Origin of the sequence: Nonomuraea sp. NPDC050691 (genome assembly GCF_040654455.1) — a bacterium.
GTDB lineage: Bacteria > Actinomycetota > Actinomycetes > Streptosporangiales > Streptosporangiaceae > Nonomuraea.
Genome location: NZ_JBFAIA010000086.1, coordinates 1 through 20206 on the forward strand (window position 1 = coordinate 1; position 20206 = coordinate 20206).

Annotated in this window: 14 protein-coding genes; 3 read left to right on the plus strand and 11 right to left on the minus strand. The window is 71.7% G+C overall.

Features of this window, described 5'->3' with window-relative positions; translation table 11 throughout:
- Positions 1-66 precede the first annotated feature (66 nt).
- Positions 67-1731 (minus strand): energy-dependent translational throttle protein EttA, encoded by a 1665-nt coding sequence (ettA, locus tag AB0H81_RS26720; RefSeq protein ID WP_358379963.1) that lies wholly within the window; start codon positions 1729-1731, stop codon positions 67-69.
- 136 nt (positions 1732-1867) lie between these two features.
- Positions 1868-2275 (minus strand): helix-turn-helix domain-containing protein, encoded by a 408-nt coding sequence (locus AB0H81_RS26725; protein ID WP_358379966.1) that lies wholly within the window; start codon positions 2273-2275, stop codon positions 1868-1870.
- Positions 2276-2356: 81 nt separating this feature from the next.
- On the opposite strand from AB0H81_RS26725, the gene AB0H81_RS26730 reads away from it, so the two are divergent.
- Positions 2357-3343 carry an NmrA family NAD(P)-binding protein gene (locus AB0H81_RS26730; RefSeq protein ID WP_358379969.1) on the plus strand — a complete coding sequence of 329 codons (987 nt, stop codon included), beginning with the start codon at positions 2357-2359 and terminating at the stop codon, positions 3341-3343.
- 403 nt (positions 3344-3746) lie between these two features.
- Here AB0H81_RS26730 and AB0H81_RS26735 read toward each other — a convergent pair whose 3' ends face one another.
- Together AB0H81_RS26735 and AB0H81_RS26740 are read right to left on the minus strand one after the other, a co-directional pair.
- Positions 3747-5936: a diguanylate cyclase gene (locus AB0H81_RS26735; RefSeq protein ID WP_358379972.1), complete on the minus strand. Its 2190-nt coding sequence runs from the start codon at positions 5934-5936 to the stop codon at positions 3747-3749.
- Positions 5937-6778: 842 nt separating this feature from the next.
- Positions 6779-7525: a MarR family transcriptional regulator gene (locus AB0H81_RS26740; protein ID WP_358379975.1), complete on the minus strand. Its 747-nt coding sequence runs from the start codon at positions 7523-7525 to the stop codon at positions 6779-6781.
- Positions 7526-7703: 178 nt separating this feature from the next.
- Here AB0H81_RS26740 and AB0H81_RS26745 point away from each other — a divergent pair, with 178 nt between their 5' ends.
- Positions 7704-8678, plus strand: a complete 975-nt coding sequence (locus tag AB0H81_RS26745; protein ID WP_358379978.1) for a hypothetical protein — start codon at positions 7704-7706, stop codon at positions 8676-8678.
- Between the two features lie 66 nt (positions 8679-8744).
- Positions 8745-9908 (plus strand): serine hydrolase domain-containing protein, encoded by a 1164-nt coding sequence (locus tag AB0H81_RS26750; protein WP_358379981.1) that lies wholly within the window; start codon positions 8745-8747, stop codon positions 9906-9908.
- A gap of 391 nt (positions 9909-10299) precedes the next feature.
- On the opposite strand, the gene AB0H81_RS26755 is transcribed toward AB0H81_RS26750, so the two are convergent.
- The 7 genes from AB0H81_RS26755 to AB0H81_RS26785 form a co-directional block, all read right to left on the minus strand.
- Positions 10300-11250 (minus strand): single-stranded DNA-binding protein, encoded by a 951-nt coding sequence (locus AB0H81_RS26755; protein WP_358379984.1) that lies wholly within the window; start codon positions 11248-11250, stop codon positions 10300-10302.
- Positions 11251-11502: 252 nt separating this feature from the next.
- Positions 11503-13125 (minus strand): GTP-binding protein, encoded by a 1623-nt coding sequence (locus AB0H81_RS26760; RefSeq protein WP_358379986.1) that lies wholly within the window; start codon positions 13123-13125, stop codon positions 11503-11505.
- A 142-nt stretch (positions 13126-13267) separates the two neighbouring features.
- On the minus strand, positions 13268-15658 hold the full coding sequence (locus AB0H81_RS26765) for a GTPase (protein WP_358379989.1): 2391 nt from the start codon (positions 15656-15658) through the stop codon (positions 13268-13270).
- On the minus strand, positions 15655-16887 hold the full coding sequence (gene cobA, locus AB0H81_RS26770) for a uroporphyrinogen-III C-methyltransferase (protein WP_358379992.1): 1233 nt from the start codon (positions 16885-16887) through the stop codon (positions 15655-15657). Before cobA ends, AB0H81_RS26765 begins: the two co-directional genes overlap by 4 nt.
- Before the next feature lie 134 nt (positions 16888-17021).
- Complete coding sequence (gene cobT, locus AB0H81_RS26775; protein ID WP_358379995.1) at positions 17022-18092, minus strand: nicotinate-nucleotide--dimethylbenzimidazole phosphoribosyltransferase; 1071 nt, start codon at positions 18090-18092, stop codon at positions 17022-17024.
- A gap of 19 nt (positions 18093-18111) precedes the next feature.
- Complete coding sequence (locus tag AB0H81_RS26780) at positions 18112-18957, minus strand: sirohydrochlorin chelatase (protein ID WP_358379998.1); 846 nt, start codon at positions 18955-18957, stop codon at positions 18112-18114.
- 66 nt (positions 18958-19023) lie between these two features.
- The gene (locus AB0H81_RS26785; RefSeq protein ID WP_358380001.1) at positions 19024-20199 is read right to left on the minus strand and encodes an SAM-dependent methyltransferase; all 1176 of its coding nucleotides are present in this window, start codon (positions 20197-20199) and stop codon (positions 19024-19026) included.
- Between the last annotated feature and the right edge of the window lie 7 nt (positions 20200-20206).

The following is a 20206-nucleotide window of genomic DNA, read 5'->3' on the forward strand; positions in this document are numbered from 1 at the left end:
CACGCCGTACAGCAGGTGTACGGCGTGCGCGGCGTGCGCGGCGTGACGCCTCGGCGAGCGCCGGGATCAGTCGCGGTGGAGCTTGCGGTAGGTCACCCGGTGCGGCCGGGCCGCGTCGGCGCCCAGCCGCTCGATCTTGTTCTTCTCGTAGTCGGCGAAGTTGCCCTCGAACCAGAACCAGTTGGAGCCCTCTTCCCACGCCAGGATGTGGGTGGCGATGCGGTCGAGGAACCACCGGTCGTGCGAGGTGATGACCGCGCAGCCCGGGAAGTCGAGCAGCGCGTTCTCCAGCGACGACAGGGTCTCGGTGTCGAGGTCGTTGGTGGGCTCGTCGAGGAGCAGGACGTTGCCGCCCTGCTTGAGGGTCAGCGCCAGGTTGAGGCGGTTGCGCTCGCCACCCGACAGGACGCCGGCCTTCTTCTGCTGGTCGGGGCCCTTGAAGCCGAACGCGGCGATGTAGGCGCGCGACGGCATCTCGACGTTGCCGACCTTGATGTGGTCGAGACCGTCGGAGACGACCTCCCAGACGTTCTTGTTCGGGTCGATGCCGCCACGGCTCTGGTCGGCGTAGGAGATCTTGACCGTCTCGCCCACGACGATCGAGCCGTTGTCGGGCGTCTCGCTGCCGGTGATCATGCGGAACAGCGTGGTCTTGCCGACGCCGTTGGGGCCGATCACGCCGACGATGCCGTTGCGCGGCAGGTCGAAGGTGAGCTTCTCCATGAGCAGCCGGTCCTCGAAGCCCTTGGTGAGGTCCTCGGCCCTGATCACGGTGGTGCCCAGGCGCGGGCCCGGCGGGATCTGGATCTCCTCGAAGTCGAGCTTGCGGTGCTTGTCGGCCTCGGCCGCCATCTCCTCGTAGCGCTGGAGACGGGCCTTGGACTTGGTCTGGCGGGCCTTGGGGTTGGAGCGGACCCACTCCAGCTCGTCCTCGAGGCGCTTCTTGCGCTTGGCGTCCTTCTGGCCCTCGACCTTGAGCCGCTGCGCCTTGGCCTCCAGGTAGGTGGAGTAGTTGCCCTCGTAGGGGTAGGCGCGGCCGCGGTCGAGCTCGAGGATCCAGTTGGCCACGTTGTCGAGGAAGTAGCGGTCGTGGGTGACGGACAGCACGGTGCCGGCGTACTTCTCCAGGTGCTGCTCCAGCCACTGCACGCTCTCGGCGTCGAGGTGGTTGGTGGGCTCGTCGAGCAGCAGCAGGTCGGGGGCCTCCAGCAGGAGCTTGCACAGCGCGACGCGGCGGCGCTCACCACCGGACAGCGTGGTCACCTCGGCGTCGGGCGGCGGGCAGCGCAGCGCGTCCATCGCCTGCTCGAGCTGGCTGTCGAGGTCCCACGCGTTGCGGTGCTCGAGCTGCTCCTGCAGCTTGCCCATCTCGTCCAGCAACTCGTCGCTGTAGTCGGTGGCCATCTGCTCGGCGATCGCGTTGTAGCGCTCGAGCATCGCCATCGTCTCGGCGACACCCTCCTGGACGTTGCCGAGGACGGTCTTCTCCTCGTTCAGCGGGGGCTCCTGCTGGAGCATGCCGACCGTGAAGCCCGGCATGAGCCGCGCGTCACCGTTGGACGGCTGCTCCAGGCCGGCCATCATGCGGAGCAGCGTCGACTTGCCCGTGCCGTTCGGACCAAGGACACCGATCTTGGCTCCAGGCAGGAACGACAGCGTGACGTCGTCAAGGACAACCTTGTCGCCGTGCGCCTTGCGCACGCGCTGCAGCGTGTAGATGTACTCCGGCATGACATCTAGCTTAGGGGCTCCTGACGGGGCTTCCGCCGGTCGGCCGGCGAACACCGCCTGCGGAGGGGGTGGGGGTACGGGGTTGTGACGCCGGAGGGTGTCTCCTGTCGGAGCCCACGTCGGGCACTGGACCGGCCTACAGGTGATCCTCGTCCCAGCGACCACGGGCGGCGGTGATGGCGTCCTTGTGGTCGCGGGACCAGTCGGCCAGGGCGGACACCATGCCCGCCAGGCTCTCGCCCATCCGGGTGAGCCGGTAGTCGGTCTGCGGCGGGACGGTCGGATAGAGGGTCCGTTCGACCAGCCCGTCGCGGCACAGCCGTTTGGTCGTCAGCGTGAGCATCCGCTGGGAGATGCCGGGGATCGCCCGTTCCAGCTCCCGGAATCGCCGTGTGCCCTTGGACAGCTCGACCAGGACCAGCACGGTCCACCGATCACCGAGCCGGTCGAGCACGTCGCGGATCCCGCAGTCGTCTTCGCCACACGGCCCGGCGGTCGCAGGGCCGCTGACCTGGGGGATTACCGCCGTGTTCGTGACTGACACGAAAGTGCCTCCTTACGGTGCCGCAGCGCGGTGCGGATGATCGGTGCTGTTCCCACCTGCACCAACATCAAGGAGCGTCAAATGATTCTCGTCACCGGCATCTCCGGCGGGCTCGGCGGCTTGATCTTCCGTGGTCTCTCCGGCGAGGACGGCCTCGGCGTGGCCGGCGGCACCCGTTCGGGCGACGACGCGGTGGACGGCCTTGAGGTGGACGGCCTTGAGGTGGTCGGCGGCACCCGCTCGGGTGACGGGGTGACCGCGCGCCGGATCGACTTCGACGACCCGGCGTCGCTCGCCGACGGTTTCCGCGGTGTGGACGTCCTGGTGTTCGTCTCGGCCGGGTACGCCGAGGACGACGTGGTGCTCGCCCGCCATGGCGCCGTGGTGGACGCGGCCGAGGCCGCGGGCGTCCGGCACGTCGTCTACACGAGCCTGGCGAGCTCGGGCAGCCTGATGACGATCGCGCTGCCGCACCGCTGGACCGAGGCACGCCTCGCCGATGCCTCGTTCGACGTGACGATCCTGCGCAACGGCCTCTATGCCGAGATTCCCGTCGGACTGGCCACGGCCGCTGCCTCGTCGGCCGCCGAGACCGGCGTCTTCGCCGCCGCGTTCGGCGCGGGACGGGTGTCCGTCGTGGCCAAGCAGGACCTGGCTGACGTCGCCGTCCGGGTGGCGGCGGAGATCCAGCGCGACCTCGCCCAGGGCCGCCGCAGCCGCCACGCGGGCAAGACGTACGAGCTGGAGGGCGTCGAGGCGATCGGCGGCCAGGACATCGCCGACGTCCTGAGCGACGCGCTTGACCGCCGGGTCGGCTACCACCCGATCTCCCTGTCCACCACGCGCGCCGCGCTGGCCGGCAGCGGCCTGGAGCCTTACCAGATCGCCCACACGATCTCGCTGTTGTCCAACCTCAACGCCGGATATCTCCAGGCTCGCGACACCGATCTGACCACCCTCCTGCCGACCCGGCCCCGCCGCGTCCGCGACCAGATCGTCCAGGCCGTCGAGGAGGGCGGCTACCGATCCCCGTCGGTGAACTCCCGGTCCGTCACCACCGGGGCCTGAACGGCCCGGGGGTTCTCACCGCGTAGACGTGACCGGCAGAGGACGCCCACGCCTGCCGGTCGGCCCTCCCCCGAGCGCACCGGGCCGCAGCCGAGCCACGCACGATCCCCCATCTGCCGGCCGCCCCACACACAGACGCGCCACCCGCCACGACCGCGCCACCGACCGGACGATCCCACATCTACCGGCAGCCCCACACCACAACGCGCCACCCGCCACGACGGGGCCACCGACCGGAACCACCCGCACTTACCGGCCGTCCCGCACACGCTCGCGGCTCCGCACTGGTGGGACCCAGCACGAGTGCGCCCGGAGACCCGAGCCCGAGCGTGCCCAGGGCGACGACGCCGCAGGGGGTGGCGGGCTCCGGTCGCTTGGACGGCATGTGCTGGAAGTGGCGGGGCTATGAAGGCGCCGCTTCAGGGGCGCCCTCCGTTCGCGGCGGTGCCGGCGCCGCACTCGGTGGCTGCCGGGCTGCGGGGGACGATGCCGGATCGGCGGGCAGCCGCGCCACTGAGGGCGATGCGGAATCGGTCGGCACTGACGGTTGCACCGCGACTGGCGGCGGATCTGCCGTTACTGGACGGCCTGCCTCCCGGGACCCGTAGACCTCGTGAGACCTGCTGACCTCTTGCGAAGACCCTGTGAGCTCTTGCGACCCGCTGACCTCTTGAGACCCGCCGGTCGTCGGCGATCGGCGGGCCGCCGGCGAGGGGCCCGTCGCTGATGACGGGTCGGCCACTGGAGAGGGGCCCGTCGCTGATGACGCGGGGGCCGTGTCCGCTGACGACGCATCGGGGGTGAGAGGCGGCTCGACGATCTGTGGGGCAACGAGGGGATCCGGCGTCTGCCGGACGACGGCGGCATCTGACGATTCGACCACCTGCGGCGCTTCGCCGATCTGAGACCGCTCATCAAGGTGTGAACGATCTTCGCCCTGCGAACGGCCGGTGGACCGCGGCGGATCGTCGCCCAGTGTCTGAGCGGCGATTGACGTCGTTGCCGTTCGTGGCGGGTGTTCTGAGAGCTGCGCGGGCGTCGGGATCGCCGGCGGCTGGAACTCGCCGGTCTGCGACAGCTCCGCGGCGGGCTTCGGGACTTGGGACGGGCCCGGGATCGGTGGGCGGTCAGGCGTTACGTAAGAGTCCGGGTCCGAGGCGCGATCCGGCGCTGAAGGAGGGGCCGGGCTGCGTGAGCGGTCCGGCGTCGGGGGCGGGTCTTCGGGGTGAGGGTCTTCGGAGGGGAAGAGGTGAGGGTCTTCGGAGGGGAAGAGGTGGGGGTCTTCGGGGGGAAAGGGGACCGGGATCGCGGCCGTCTGGGTGTCGGCGAGATGGGTGGGCTGGATGACCGGGAGGCAGATGCGGTTGCGGCCCAGTTCTTTGGCGCGGTAGAGGGCCAGGTCGGCGGCGGCCAGCAGCTCGATGAGATCGTCGCCGTGCAGGCTCATGATGGCGACGCCCACCGAGATCGTCACGGTGATCATGGCGTCGTCGGCGGCGACCGCCATGTGGCTGATGCGGTTGCGGAGCCGTTCGGCGACCTGGCGCGCCTCGTGGACGTCGGCCCCGGGCAGCAGGACCACGAACTCCTCCCCGCCGAAGCGGCCCACCACGTCGTACTCGCGCAGCTGGCTCCGCAGCGTGGCCGCCACTCCCGCCAGCACCTGGTCGCCGACGAGGTGCCCGTGGCGGTCGTTGACCCGTTTGAAGTGGTCGATGTCGATGATGAGCAGCGCCAACGTCTCGCCGGTGCGCCGGGCGCGCACGATCTCGGTGTCGGCCTCGCGCTGCCACGCCGCCGCGTTCAGCAAGCCGGTCTTGGGATCGGTACGGGCGGCCGCCTGGAGCTGGGCGTGCAGGAGACTGCGTTGCAGCAGCACGACCGGCGGCAGCGCGAGGATCAGCAGGCCGAGATTGAGGCCGGCCGAGATGGCCACGCTGACGCCCAGGCACAGCTCCACCACGTCGAGCAGGGCGCTCTCCTTGTCCCACAGGACCGACCGCCACGGCACCTCCGGGTCGGCCATGTGCGCGGCCAGGGCGATGAGCGATGTGTTGAGCAGGGCGAACACCACGGCGGCCGCCACCGCCCAGCCGATCGGCTCGATGCCGCCCCGGGTCAGCGCCGCGGGATCGGGCACCAGCCGGTGGAAGGCCATCGAGGCGGCGCAGCCCGCGAGCCCGATGGCGGCCGAGCTGAACACCCGGCGATGCAGCACCGTCGCCCTTACCCGCCACTGCAGGAGGATCTGCAACACGATCGGCGCGATAAGGGCGTACAGGGACGGCAGCAGCAGCGCCACCGGCAGCCACCAGGCTGACAGGAGGTCGCGGGAGACGCCGGCGGGCATGCCGAGACGTCTGGTCGCCTCGATGCAGGCCGCGCCGCATGCCATGAGGGCGACGAACGCCATGATGTCCGGCCAGCGGAGCGGGGTGGACGCCGCCAGCAGGACGATCGCGACGAGATCGAGAGTCACGATCCCGACGAGATAGACCACGAGGGGACGCCGCTGCCCGAGGAGGGGCCAGCGGCCGACCAGGGTGGACACTCCGTCGCGAGGCGTGATCGGGGTGTGACGAGGGGCCGCCATCACGTCTCCTCCCTGACTAACGATATGTAACACAATAGTTGCGGAGTGTGCGTTGTGCGATCGGAACCGCTACGTTGGGCACCGGGACCACCCAGGTCATCGTGGTCTCTAAGGGAGATTCCGCTCACTCCTCGAGCGGGGAAACACGGGAAAGGAGCAGCCATGGCGCGAGGTGTGACCTGGACTTGACGCCAACCCCGGGGCCGGAGTTCGAGCTTTTGTCCCTGACGCCCCCTTCGGTCCTTATGATCCACTGGCCTCGCCCGTTCGGCGGCGCGGCATTCGTCGCCCCCTCCGGCTCGTCCCTCTCGCTCGTGGATCCGCCTTCCTAGATCTCCTCCCGATCTGGATCTCCACCTCACCGCCCTTCGGTCGCTCCCTGTGGGTAACGATCCCCGGCGCGCCTCCGGCTCGCCCCATGGTCGACCCTCGCGGGCCATGACTCCCGGTCGCCCTCTGGCCCGCCCCTCCGGCTCACAGCCCGCCACTCCCGCAGATCGCGCCTCCCGGCCCCCTCCGGCTGCGGGGTCGAGGAACCCAGCCGTCGGCGCCGAGAATGATCTACGCCGCAAGCCGCTGCCGCCCAGGCACTCAGGGCGGCCGCCACGTCGGTGACCCACCTGGGACCGATGGCCGCGAAGAGTTCAGTGGAAGCCGGGGGTTGCGCCGGGCGCCACCACCACCGATTCCGTTCGTCGGGCGCTTCAGTCCGTAGGTCGGCCCGCGTCGCACGGCCGCCTTCGCGGTGACCGCCGCGGGTTCGACGGCCATGCGGCGAAGCCGGACAGAGAACCCCTCGTGGAGCCGCCGCCCTTCGGCAGTGTGGAGCCTGAACCGGCTGTTCAGTCTTGGCCTGCTGCGCGCTTGGCGGCGTAGGCCTGGCGCCACTGCTCGGCCGCCTGCAGCATGGCGCGGCCGACATGGTCGAAGAAGTCGCCGATGTCTCCCAGCCGGGCTCCGGCGGGCGAGGCGACTCCAAGAGTCTCCGCTCCTTGGCGGGCGAAGCCGGCCAGCAACGTGTTCTGGCGGGCGCTGGCCATCCAGCCGCGGAACCAGGCGTCGGCGTCGATGACGTAGCGGTCGCGTCGCCGGCGGGGGTCGCGTTCGCGGCGGATCAGCTCTTGCTGTTCGAGTTCGCCGACGGCCTTGGAGATGGAGGCCGGGCTGACGCGCAGGCGCCGGGCGAGTTCGGCCGCGGTGAGGCTGCCGCTGTCGGTGAGGTAGAGGCTGGCCAGCACGCGGGCGGTCATCCGCGACAGCCCGGTGTTGATCATGATTGCGGTGAACTGCTCCTCCAGGTCGCTGACCGCTTCGGGATCGCGTTCCGCAGAGGCCGGCAGACGCCTGCGGGCGCGGTCCCGGGTGGCCTGGTGCGCCTGGTCGGCCTGGTAGCCGTCAGGACCGCCGTTGCGGGCCACCTCGCGGGTCACGGTGGACAGCGGCCGGTTCAGGCGGGCGGCGATCTCGGTGTAGGTGAGCCCTTCGGCCAGCCCGTCGGCGATGTTGCGGCGGTCTTGCTGGGTCAGCCTGCCTCCGGGCATGGGCGGCGCCTTCCTGGTCGTACGGATGCGGACAGGGCAGTCTTGCATTCGCCCTCACCTCATTGCAAGTTCACCTCCTTGCGTTCAGCGGCATTGTCATTGCAAGTCGGCGGACAATGAGCACGTCAGAGCCGTTTTCTATGTTGACGATATTATGAATGCAAGCTAGCTTTTCGTAAGTCGTAAACGCCAAGTGCGCGGCGCCGACGTCCCCGATTGGAGCCCCATGAAGTCCTGGCATCGTCCGCTGCTGCTCTGCGCGGCCCTCATGTTCGTCTTGACGCTCGTCTGCGGTGTCGGGCTGGTGATCGACGGCCGGACCCTGCTGGGTGAGCCGGTGTGGGTCAAACCGTTGAAGTTCGGCTTCGCCTTCGCCCTCTACGCCGGGACGCTCGCCTGGCTGCTGTCCAAGCTGACCAAGGGCAAGCGGCTGGGCTGGTGGGTCGGCACCGTGTTCGCCGCCGCCGCGACCGCCGAGGTCGGCGCCATCACCACACAGGCGGCCCGCGGCACCTTCAGCCACTTCAACGCCGACCAGAGCGACCCGGTCACCCTGACGCTGGTACCGATCCTGACCTCCGGCGTCATGATCATCCTGATCGCGCAGCTGATCATCGCGATCACGGTGCTGATCCAACGCACCGCAGGTCCCGCGCTCACCCGCGCGATCCGTGCCGGGCTGGGGCTGGCCACCGCGGGCATGCTCATTCCGGTCTACTGGATGGTCACCGACGTCCACCCCCGTACGGTCACCGACGCGAGCGGCGCCCGAATCCCGATGTACCAGGGCCATGGGATCGGCGACCCGGACGGCCACGGCATGCCCCTGACCAACTGGAGCGTCACCGGCGGCGACTTCCGCGTCCCGCACTTCTTCGCCCTGCACGGCATCCAGGCACTGCTCGTCGTCACCGCCATCCTGGCCGCACTGGCCGCCAGGGTCGCCTGGTTGCGTGACGAGCGGGTGCGCGCCCGCCTGGTGGGCGGCGCCGCGCTCGGCTACACCGGCCTGGTCGCCGTGGTGACCTGGCAGGCCGGACGCGGCCAATCACTGATCCACCCCGACACCGCCACCCTCGCCGCCTTCGCCGCGGTGGTGCTGATCACCACGCTCACCACCACCTGGACGATCCTCGCGGCCAGGCACGCCACCCCGGAGGCCGCCGCCGAGGCCGAGCCCCGCCAGCCGGTCACCCTCTGATCCTGTCCATCCGACAACCCCTGAAAGCTGATCCTCTCCATCGGACAACCCCTGAAAGGAACTGATGTGATCGCATCGATGTCCGCCAAGGCAGGACTGCTCATCGCCGCGACCCTGGTCGCCACGGCCCTGCCCGCGTCCGCGTCGTCCGTCCCCGGCCATCCAGAAGTGCAGCGCGTGCTCGACCAGGCCGTGGCCACGAAGATCGCCCCCGGCATCGTCACCGAGATCCGCGACGGCCGCCACACCTGGTTCGGCTCCGCGGGCGTGTCCGACACCAGGACCGGGCGCGAGCGCCAACCGCAGGAGAGGTTCCGCATCGGCAGCGCCTCCAAGGCCTTCACCGCCACCGTGCTGCTCAAGCTGGCGGCAGAGGGCAAGCTGAGCCTCGACGACACCCTGGACAGGTGGCTGCCCGGCCTGTTCGACGCCACCGCCTACCAGTCCGGCAAGATCACGATTCGGCAGCTGCTCAATCAGACCAGCGGCATCTACGCCTACACCGACGACGAGGACTTCTTCCGGCAGGGCGTGGGCGAGGAGTGGTTCAAGCACCGCTACGACACCCACACCCCCGAACAACTGGTGAAGGTCGCCCTGGCGCACCCGCCCACGAACGAGCCGGGCCAGCGCTTCAAGTACTCCAACACCAACTACATCCTCGCCGCCATGATCGCCGAGAAGGCGACGGGCAAGACCTTCGAGCAGGAACTCGACCGGACCGTCATCCGCCCCCTGCGCCTGACCGGCACCTCCCTGCCCGGCGCCGACCCCAAGATCGGCGGCCTCCACCCGGTGCACTACTCCGTCCTGTTCTCCTCCGCCCCCCAGCCCACCGTCTACGACGCCACGCGGATGAACCAGTCCTTCGCCTGGGCCGCCGGCGGCGTCATCTCCACCACGGGCGACCTCAACCGGTTCTTCACCGCCCTGCTCGGAGGGCGCGTCCTACCGGCCGCTCAGCTGCGGGAGATGCTCACCACCGTTGCCACCGACGGCTCGGGCTGGATCCCCGGCACCAGGTACGGCCTGGGCATCTTCGAGCAGAAGCTGGCCTGCGGAGTGACCGTCTGGGGCAACGCCGGTGCCACCTACGGCTCGTGGAGCTACGCCATGGGCACCCGCGACGGCAGGCACCGCGTCGCCAGCCAGGTCAACGGCGACTGGGCTTCGCTGAGCGTCTTCACCGACGTGCTCTCCGCTGAATTCTGCCCGCCCACGTCCCGGTGAGGATCGTGATCACGACCACCGCCCCGCGCGGCCCAAGCAGTAGTGGCGGCCAAGCAGTCGAGGCGGGCGTGACCCCAGCGGGGGCAGCCGAGCGACGTTCTCGTCGGGTGCGAGTAGCGGACGGTCACGGCGCAGGCGGCGGTGAGGTCGACATTGAATGTGCGGTCGTGACCTGCCTCCCGTCCTCTCCGCCTTCGTCACAATCGGCACGCGTTCTCGCCCCCTCCGTATCCTCCCTCTGGCAACTCCTTTGCTCTTCCCTTCTACGCCTGCGGCTTCTTCGGCCCTGAAGTCCCTTTCACTTGCCTCCGGTATCGCTCCCCGCTTGCGATGCATGGGCCCGATGGCCGCGCGTTCGTCGGTGGCATCGGGCCCGCTGTGAGCTGCGTGGTCAGGCTGCGATCGGCTCGCTGGTGGGCCACTCCGCGTCTTCCGACTCGCGCTCGTTGTCGTCCTCGCCGAGGATGTGGAGTGAAGTGCTGCCGGCGCGGGAGGAGCGGCTCTTCGCGCGGGCAGGCTTGGACGACGCCTTGCCGGGGGCGGGGGCAGCGGCGGCGGCGGTCATGTGAGCCTCAGCGTTCGCGGTGACGAGATGCCCGTCCTTCTGCGGGGCGCCGAGTTGGTCGTTCTGGCTCGGGACTTCGGGCTCCTCCGCGTGGTCGGCCGGGGCCGGGGGAAGCGGTGTCATGGCCGGGGGCTCCGGGAAGGACGGACGCGGCTGGGCGGGCCCGCCTCCTGTTGCGGCCCCGACGCCTCCATTTCCGGGCACGGTGGCCGCGTCGTCTCCCGGGACGGCTCCGGCTCCTGCCACAGCGGCCCGGCCGCCTCCCGCGGCGGATTCGCCGCCCGCCATGGCCGCTCCGCCGCCTCCCATGGCGCTCCTGCCCCCGCCCGTGTACCCGCTTGCGCCCATGGCCCAGTCCTCGGTCTCGGCGTCCAGGCGGTCACGCATCTCCTTGCTCACCGTTGCCGGGCCGCCGCCCCGCTCCGGCTTGACGAACGTGCCGGCGCCCCAGCGCAGGTCGTGACCCACCGCGCTGGCCTCGATCTCGGGCATGAAGCGGCGGTCGCCCTCCGGGCCGAACTCGCGGATACGAAGCTTGCCGGACACCACCACGGGATGGCCCATCCTGATCGACCGTGCCACGTTGTCGCCGAGGGACCGCCAGCAGCGCACCGCGAAGCAGACCCTCTCACCGTCGGTCCACTGGCCGGTCTTCCGGTCGAAGTAGCGGTGTGAGGTCAGGACCCGGAGCGAGGTCACCCTGGCCCCGTCCTCGAAGGTGTACTGGCGGGGCTCTGCTGCGACGTTGCCGGTGAGCGTGATGTAGATGTCGTTCATCCGTTTGCCTCCCATGCCTGCGGGCGGGGTGCCCGCGATCTGGGATCACGGTGCCGGAGCGGGCGGTGGGGGCGGGGTGCCGAACGACGTTCTGTGGATGGGGCGTGGAAGGCGGGCTCGGTTGTGGACGAGCGCGCACGACGACCGTCCCCGACAAGCACGCACGACCAGCAGCGGACCCGGGCGGAGGACACAAGCGGGAGCCGAAGGGTGCCGCCCCCCGGCTCCGGCGAGTCCAGCCGACCCGGCCGGCTAGCCCGCCAGGGCGCGCATGGCCGTGTAGAAGGCGTGGTGGCGGCCCAGTTCGCGTTCCACCGGCTCCACCACCGAGGACTCCGCCACAGCCGCGACCCGGCGCCGCATCTCCCGCTCCAGCCGTTCGCGTTCCTTCGACGCCCCCAGCTCCACGAAGTTGCGCGCGGCGATCCCCGACAGAACTCCGAGGCCGAGCACGGAGGCCATCATCAGCCCCACCCACGGCAGAGCCGCCGTGTCACCCAGGAGCTGGAACCCCAGCGGCGACTGGCCGGGGAGGAGCAGGCCGGTCACGAGCCAGCCCAGCCCCAGCACGAACGCCGCCACCAGCAGGTACTGCCAGATCTTCAGCAGCCACCACCAGCCCGGCACGTGGTCGAGCCGGGGCGCCACCTCCGACAGCTCCTGCGTGAGCGTCTGCGGGAGCTGCTTGAGACGTGAGCGGGCCGCGTGCTGCAGGGACGACCGCCACACCGGGTGCATGTCGGCCGACAACCCGTCGGCGAGCGCCTGCACCGCGTTGACGACCTCCGCCGTCTGCGCGCTGACCGTGCCGGTGGTGATGCCGCGGATCTCGTCCCCGACGTCCTCCAGGCGCAGCGTCTTGACGGGGTCGGGGCGCAGCTTGGAGATCCAGCGCGGGTACGGCCAGCCGACCCACTGCATGGAACGCTCGGCGTAGACGTTCTCCATGGCCTCGCCCACCGCCGGGACGCCCACGGCGTCGCACAGCGCGTCGGTGAGGCCGAGCCGGCGGGCGTCGTCCACCGTCGAGGGGGCGGACAGCGCCTCGCCCACCGGCATGGACTTGGCCACCCGCTGTTCGAGACGGTGCAGGTCCGCCTCCATCTTCTGGATGGCCGCCCGGCGCCGGGAGACCGCCCCGGCGAGGACGCTCTTGAGGCTGTCGATGCCGCGTCCCGTGGTCGCCGAGGTGGGGACGACGGTCGGGTGCTCGACGCCTTCGCGGCGCAGCAGGTCGTTGAGGTCGATGACGAGCTCGGCGAGTTCCTCGGCGCTCAGCTTGTCGGCCTGGTTGAGCGCGAACACCGTGACCGCGTCGTGTCCGGCGAGCTCCGTGACGTAGCGGCGGTGGGTGGAGGCGTCGGCGTACTTCTGCGGGTCGAGCACCCACACCACCAGGTCCGCCAGGCCGATGAGGCGGTCGGCCTCGTTGTCGGTGAGCGCCCTGATCGAGTCGTGGTCCGGCAGGTCGAGCAGGATCAGCCCGTGGAGCTGGCTCTCGCCCCGGTCGAGCGCACTGGCGCGGGTGAACCGGTGCCGCTCCTGGATCTGCAGCCAGTCGAGCAGCGGTCCGGCGCCTTCCAGGCCCCACACGCAGGCGTGGGTACGGGCCGTGGTCGGGCGGCGCACGCCCGTGGGCGACAGTTCCAGCCCGGAGACGGCGTTGAACAGCGACGACTTGCCGCTGCCCGTGCCGCCCGCGAGCGCCACCACGGTGTGCTCCGACGACAGCTTGAGCCGCTCGCCGGCGCGCTTGAGCAGCGTGCTCGCCTCGGCCAGCAGCTTGGGCTCCAGGCGTCCCGGGCCCAGCTCAACGATCTTGGTGAGCGCGGTGAGGCGCGGCGCCAGGCCGGGCCTGGTGGTCATGGTGCTCATCGGCTCACGCAGGGGGTCGTCGTCATCGTGCTCATCGGCTCACGCAGGGGGTCGTCGTCATCGTGCTCATCGGGTCGTCCCGGGGGTCGTCGGGGTGTTCATCGGGTCACCCCGAGGGGCGTCACGGGGGGCAGTGGGGTGGTCATCGTGCCACCTCGAGGTTGTACGTGGCCTGGTAGAGGCGCGTCGCGACCGCCTCGTCCGGGATCCCGGCCGAGTCGAGCGCCTGCACGTAACGCATGGACTCCTCGTCGAACAGCATCCCGATGCGGGCGCGCAGGTCACTGAGCGCCTTGGCGCCGATGCCGCGCAGCGATTCGGCCCCCAGCAGGGCGTTGACCAGCCGGTGCGGCACCCCTGTGGTCGCGCCGCTGAACATCGCCACCATGAAGATCAGCGACAGGGAGTCGGCGTCGAACGACACCAGCTTGGACACCGAGCGCTTGGCCACCCCGTCGGTGCGTACCAGCTCGGTGACGTGCTCCTGCCATGCGGCGATGGCGCGGGCCGCGTGCCGTACGAGATCGTCGGAGGGCCGGTCGAGGTTGGCGACCAGCGTCGCGCCGAGCGGCGAGCGGTGACGCCAGCGGGCCGCCACCTCGTCGGATGCGCGTGTGGCCGCGGCGACGATCACCGACTCCAGGCCGGCGCGCAGCGCGACCCGGAACGCCAGCACCCGCTCGGGAGCCTGCCGGGCCGCCCGGCCGCGCCTGCGCAGCTGGAGCGTGCGCATGAGGTCGCCCGAGCCCGCGAAGTCCTGCCACCGCGCGAGCACCTCGCCGTGGATGAGCGAGCCGCCGCGGAAGGCCCGGTCGATGTCGGCCAGCGCGTTGCGGTACGCGGCGTCCACGTCCGAGCGCAGCTCGCCCCGGAACGCGACCTGCGTCTCCATGTGCTTGGCGAGGGCGGGCACGCGGGTGCGGAAGCTGTTCAGCACGCCGTCCAGGGTCTCCCGTACGGCCTGCGCGCGGCGCTCCTCGTCGACCGACAGCTCCGCCAGCCACAGGCGCAGGTCGGTCACCTCACTGTCGGGCAGCCGGCCGTCGACGACCTTGGACTCGCCGATGACGAACCGGTCGATCTCCCCCAGGCCGTACTCGGTGAGCATGCGGACGAAGTGCTTGAGCACCACCTCGCGCGCCTTCGGCTGGACCCGCGACAGGACGATGGCCAGGCGGGCGCCGCGTTCCTTGGCCATGCGCAGGAGGTTCCAGGCGGGCGCGTCGGCGTAGCGTGCGGCGGTGGTGACGAAGACCCACAGGTCGGCGGCGTCCAGCATGCGCTGCGCGATCTCGTGGTGCTTCTCGACGACCGAGTCGATGTCGGGGGTGTCGAGCAGCGCCACGCCCTGGGGCAGCTTCTCGGTGGGGACGACGACGAGACTGTCGGGGCCGGCGTCGGGCGACGGCTTGTCGATGCGCCGCAGGCCGCCGAGCAGCTCGCCCTCGGCGAACCATCGCTGATCGTCCGGGTGGCAGGCCAGGACGGGCACGCCCGTGGTGGGACGGCGGACGCCGGTGCGGGAGACGTTCTTCTCGGCCAGGGAGTTGACCAGCGTGGACTTGCCCGCGCCGGTCGAGCCGGCGACCACGATCAGGGCGGGGGCGGTGTTGGTGCGCACCCGGGGCAGCACGTAGTCGTGGAGCTGGGTCAGGAGATCGGCGCGCGCCTGCCGGGCCTCGTCGGCGCCGGGCAGGTCGAGCCCGAAGCGGAGGTCGGCGACGCTGACGCGGAGGGTGTCGAGGGCGGAGGTGAGGGCGGCGACGGTCTCGGGGGGAAGCACGTACGCGCCCGCGCCGTTTCCTGACGCCGGCACCGGCGTCGGCTCCGGCTCCGGGGACTCCTCCGGCTGCACCTGCGCCTCTGCGTCGGGCTCGGCTTCGGGCTCCGTGTCCGCGAGGGCGTCCTCCAGACAGGGCGCCTCCACCGGCTCGTGCTCCTGCTCCGGCGTCTCAGCCGCGGGCGCGGCGAACTCGGGCGTCTCGGCCGTGATCGCGGAGGGCTCCGAGGTCTCGTCCTCCAGCGCGAAAGGCTCGTCGACTTCGTCCGCTTCGTCGGCGGGCGGCTCGGGCGCGGACTCGGGTTCCGTTTCGTGCTGCGGCGCGACCGCAGCCTGGGGCTCCGGCGCGACCTCTGCTCGCGGCTCCGGCGCGTCCGCCGCTTGAGGCTCCAGGGCGGGCTCCGGCTCCACCTCGAGCTCAGGCTCCCGCTCGGAGTCGAGCTCCGCCTCCGAACCGGGCTCCGGATCGGAGTCAGCCTCCGCGTCCGTATCGAACTCCGAGTCAAAGCCAGCCTCCGAGTCCGAGCCAGCCTGCACGTCCGAGCCAGCCTGCACGTCCGAATCGAGCTCCGGGTCCGAAACAGGCTCCGCCTCGGGGTCGGGTTCCGGGAACGGCCGCTCGGCCTCCTCCTCCGGGGGGTCCGCCGGTGGGACGGCGTCGGGCCCGACGGCGTCCTCGTCCTTGATGGCGCGGAAGCTCAACGTCTGCTCACCTGGCGACTCCTGGCGCCCGTCATCCATGGCCGTGCTCACGGCAAGCGCTCCGCTCGAACCATCTCGACCTCCTGGCCGACCCTCACGACATCACCGACGACGACGATCGCCGGCGGCCGTATCCCAGCCGCGGACACGCGGTCGGCCACGGTGGAAAGTGGAGCGATAACCGTCCGCTGGGTCGGAAGGGTACCGTCCTGCACCACCATTACGGGAGTCTCCGGTGAGCGTCCGTCTCGCAGGAGCGCCTCGGCCACCTTGGCGAGCCGTTCGACGGCCATCATCAGGACCAACGTGCCCTGCGAGCGGGCCATGGCGGGCCAGTCGACGGTGGAGGCGGGGTCGTCGGGCGCCACGTGCACGGACACCACGTGGAACTCCTGGCTGACGCCCCGGTGGGTGACCGGGACCCCGGCGGCGGCGGGCACGGCGACGGAGCTGGTGATGCCGGGCACGACCAGCACGGGGATCCCCGCGTGGCCGCAGGCGATCATCTCCTCGCCGCCGCGGCCGAACACGAACGGGTCGCCGCCCTTGAGCCGCACCACGAACTTCCCCTGCCGGGCCCGGTCCACGAGGATCTCGTTGATCTTCTCCTGGGGGAGCGACCTGCCGTACGGGACCTTGGCGGCGTCGATGAGCTCGACGTCGGGCGCGAGCTCGTCGAGCAGGGCGCGGGGCGCGAGGCGGTCGGCGACCACGACGTCGGCCTGGGCGAGCAGCTGGCGGCCGCGCACGGTGATGAGCCCGGGGTCGCCGGGCCCGCCGCCGACGAGGGCCACGCCCACGGGCTTGGTACGGCTGCGGCGCGCGTCCACGGTGCCGTCGCGCAGGGCCCCGACCACGGCGTCCCTGATGCCGGCGGCCCGGCGCGGGTCGCCGCCCGCGGTGACCGCCACGGTGATCTCGTCGACGCGCCCCGAGGCGGGGGTCCAGGCGGCGGAGGCGTCCTTGTCGTCGGCGCGCACGCACCAGATGTGCTTGGCCTCGGCCTCGGCGGCCACGGCCGTGTTGACGGACCGGTCGTCGGTGCAGGCCTGGACGAGCCAGGCGCCGTCGCAGTCGCCCACCTCGTACGGCCGGGCGCGCCAGGTGACGCGGCCGGCGGCGATGAGGTCGTCGAGGGCGGGGGTGACACTGGTCGACACCAAGGTGACCACCGCGCCCGCCTCCAGCAGGGCGGGCACCCGGCGTTGGGCGACGTGGCCGCCTCCCACGACGAGGACCCGGCGACCGGAAAGCCGCAGGCCGAGGAGGTAGGGGCCCATGGTGGGATTCTCCCGTTCGCGAAGGTTGGGCTGTGTCAGGAGGTAAACCTACCGGGTCCGGGCCTGCCCGGTGTTTCGCCCGTGTCAACCCGTGTCATCACGCGTCACCACGAGTCATCACGGGGAGTCACGGGTCACACGGGTTTCTCGGTCACCCCCGCCGAGTCGAACGTGGCCACCTCGTGCATGACGCGTACGGCCGCGCAGACGATGGGGTGGGCGAGCAGGCCGCCGGTCCCCTCGCCCAGCCGGAGCTCCAGGTCGACGAGGGGGCGCAGCCCTAGGGTGGCCAGCGCGACGGTGTGCCCCGGCTCGGCGGAGCGGTGCCCGGCGACGCAGTGGTCGACGGTGGCCGGGTCGAGGGCCGCGGCGGCGAGGGCCGCGGCGCCGGCGATGACGCCGTCGAGGATCACCGGCACGCGCGCGGCGGCGCCGCCGAGGATGTAACCGGCGATCGCCGCGTGCTCGAACCCGCCGACGGCGGCGAGCACGCGCAGCGCGTCGCTCGCCTCGGAGCCGGCCCGCGTGACGCCGTTGACCCGCAGGGCCTCACGGACGATGCCGACCTTCCGCTCGTACGTGGCGTCGTCCACGCCGGTGCCGCGTCCGGTGACCTCGGCGGGGTCGGCACCGGTGAAGGCGGCGACGAGGGCGGCCGAGGCCGTGGTGTTGGCGATGCCCATGTCGCCGGTGATCAGGCAGCGGGCCCCCTGGGCGACCAGGTCGCGGGCCACCGCGATGCCCGCCTCGATGGCGCGCGCAGCCTGGTCCACGGTCATCGCCGGGCCCTTGGACAGGTCGGCGGTGCCGTACCCGATCTTCCGCTTGACCAGCGAGGGCGCGTCCGGCAGGTCTGCGGCGACGCCGATGTCCACCACGGTCACCGAGACGCCCGCCTGGGCGGCGAAGGCGTTGGCCACGCCGCCTCCGGACAGGAAGTTGGCGACCATCTGGACGGTCACCTCCTGCGGCCACGGCGTGACGCCGCGGGCGTGGACGCCGTGGTCGGCCGCGAAGATGGCGAGCACCGCGGGCTCGGGCATGGGTGGCGGGCAGGCGCCGGCCGCTCCGGCCAGGCGTACGGCGACCTCCTCGAGCGCCCCGAGCGAGCCCCGGGGCTTGGTGAGGCGATCCTGGTGGGCGCGCGCCTCGGCGAGCGCCCGGGGATCGGCGGGACGGATCGCGGCGAGCGTCTCTGCGAGCACGGCGAACCTCCGTGGGGGATCAGGCGAGTTGGAGTGCTTCCTCGTAACGGTCGATGACCACATCGGCCAGGGTGTCGCAGTCGCCGATCACCTCGGCGCAGCGGATGTCGAGGTCGGGGTGGCCCGCGCCGTAGGCGAGCGCCTGCGCCCAGACCCGCTCCAGCACCCCGCCCGCGAACAGCAGGTAGGGCACCACGATGACCCGCTTGGCGCCGAGGCGGCGGCAGCGCTCCAGGCCGCCGGGCACCCCGGGCGGCGTGACGGAGACGAACGCGGTCTCGACGGTCATGAAGTCGTAGGCGTGGGTCTCCCAGAACAGCCGGGACACGCGGTGGATCTCGGCGTTGGCGGCCGGGTCGGTGGAGCCCTCGCCGACCAGCACGACCGCGGTCTCGCCCGGCTCGACGTGGCCGGGCTGGTGCTCGAAGGCCGCCGTGTCGACGGCGCGGAGCTGGCGGTACCTGCCGCCCACGACCTCCAGGGGCCGCAGCCGCGGCATCTCGGTCGCGGCGTCCTTGAGCCGTTCGGCCAGCAGCGAGAGCACGCGGGGGTCGGGGCCGAGGGGACGGCCGTAGTCGTACATCAGCGTGGGGTGGCGGCGTGCCTCGGCCTCCAGCGCGGCGGGCCATTCCTCGCCCACGCGGCTGAGGCTCAGCGGCAGCGCGACCAGGCGGTGGTGTCCGCGGGCGACCAGGGAGGCGACGGACTCGCTCAAGCGTGGCGTGGCCCGCTCCAGATAGCCGCCGGAGACGTCGGCGGCTCGCTGGTCCAGCCGGCAGCGGAGCCGGTGGACGAACCTGCCGAACTCCGCTGAGTCGGCGTCATCGTTCGAGCCCTGCCCGATCAGCAGGAGCGGCGGCTTCATCGAGGGATTCTCCGGAGGTAGACAAAGACACGCGAGGATAACCGATGCGCGCCCGTGAGCGACAGGTCACGCCGGGTATGCGGGCACCGCGTGGACGACGAAGACCGGGTCGGAGGCGGCCAGGCCGTGGGAGCCGTCGGGCAGGACGGTGAGCTTGGAGGCCAGGATCTGGGTGCCCTCGGCGCGGTAGCCGTGCTCGCGCAGCCGGTCGAGGACGGCGGGCACGCGTTCCAGGGTCCGGACGGCGCACACGAGTGAGCGGGGGCGGCGCGCGGCGCAGGCGACGATCACGTCGATGCCGCCTCCGCCGACGAACACGGCGTCGGGGTCGGGCAGGGGCTCCAGCGCGGGCGGCGCCTGGCCGCGGGTGAGCGCCACCTTGACGCCGTGGGCCAGCACGGTGGAGCGGAGCCGGGCGCAGGACTCCTCGTCGCGCTCGACGGCCATGACGGCCGCGCCGAGCCGGGCGCACTCGACCGCGATCTCGCCGGAGCCGGCGCCGACGTCCCACACCAGGTCGCCGAGCCGGGGTCCCAGCTTGGCCAGGATGTACGCCTTGACCTCCGGCGGGAGGGGGCCGCCGAGCGGCAGCGCCCACTCGGCGGGGCCGGGCTGCGCGCCGGCCACCCAGCCGGGCGGCCCGGCCCGGTGCAGCGGGTCGAGGACCAGCACCACGTCCGGGTCCTTCCACGGGCGGGTGGTGGCCTCGCCCATGCGGCTGTGGGTGACGCGCTGGTCGGGACCGCCGAGGTCCTCGCAGACCAGCAGGGAGCGCGGCGTGGTGGGGGCCAGCTCGCGGGCGATCTCGGCGGGGCCGACGCCGGGCGTGACGAGGACGGCCACCTTGGGGTGGGCGCGGCAGGCGTTGACGACCCGGTCGAGCTGGCGCGGGCCGGCCGGGGCGACGACGAGGGCGTCCTCCCAGTTGAGCCCGGCGCAGGCGAAGGCGCGGGTGACGAGCGAGGTCGCGGGCAGCACCTCGGGCTCCAGGCCGTGTCCCCGCAGGGCGCGGACGACGCCGAAGAAACCGGGATCGCCCTCGGTGACGACGACGGCCGGGCCCCCGCCCTCCCCGGTGTGCCGGTCGAGGGTCTCCAGGAGCGCGTCGCCGGGCACGACCGGCGCCGCGAGCCCGAACCGGCCGGCGAGGGACTGGGAGCCCACGACCAGCGCCGCCGCGTGGAGCCGGTCGATGGCCTTGGCCGACAGCTCCGATCCGTCCCACCCGACCACCGTGATCATGCAGCCT

What these genes read in the sequence shown, in the direction of transcription:
- ettA (WP_358379963.1), bottom strand. Translation starts at nt 1,731, where the DNA reads ATGCCGGAGTACATCTACACGCTGCAGCGCGTGCGCAAGGCGCACGGC.
- AB0H81_RS26730 (WP_358379969.1), top strand. Translation starts at nt 2,357, where the DNA reads ATGATTCTCGTCACCGGCATCTCCGGCGGGCTCGGCGGCTTGATCTTC.
- AB0H81_RS26735 (WP_358379972.1), bottom strand. Translation starts at nt 5,936, where the DNA reads ATGGCGGCCCCTCGTCACACCCCGATCACGCCTCGCGACGGAGTGTCC.
- AB0H81_RS26740 (WP_358379975.1), bottom strand. Translation starts at nt 7,525, where the DNA reads ATGCAAGACTGCCCTGTCCGCATCCGTACGACCAGGAAGGCGCCGCCC.
- AB0H81_RS26745 (WP_358379978.1), top strand. Translation starts at nt 7,704, where the DNA reads ATGAAGTCCTGGCATCGTCCGCTGCTGCTCTGCGCGGCCCTCATGTTC.
- AB0H81_RS26755 (WP_358379984.1), bottom strand. Translation starts at nt 11,250, where the DNA reads ATGAACGACATCTACATCACGCTCACCGGCAACGTCGCAGCAGAGCCC.
- AB0H81_RS26760 (WP_358379986.1), bottom strand. Translation starts at nt 13,125, where the DNA reads ATGAGCACCATGACCACCAGGCCCGGCCTGGCGCCGCGCCTCACCGCG.
- cobA (WP_358379992.1), bottom strand. Translation starts at nt 16,887, where the DNA reads ATGGGCCCCTACCTCCTCGGCCTGCGGCTTTCCGGTCGCCGGGTCCTC.
- AB0H81_RS26780 (WP_358379998.1), bottom strand. Translation starts at nt 18,957, where the DNA reads ATGAAGCCGCCGCTCCTGCTGATCGGGCAGGGCTCGAACGATGACGCC.
- AB0H81_RS26785 (WP_358380001.1), bottom strand. Translation starts at nt 20,199, where the DNA reads ATGATCACGGTGGTCGGGTGGGACGGATCGGAGCTGTCGGCCAAGGCC.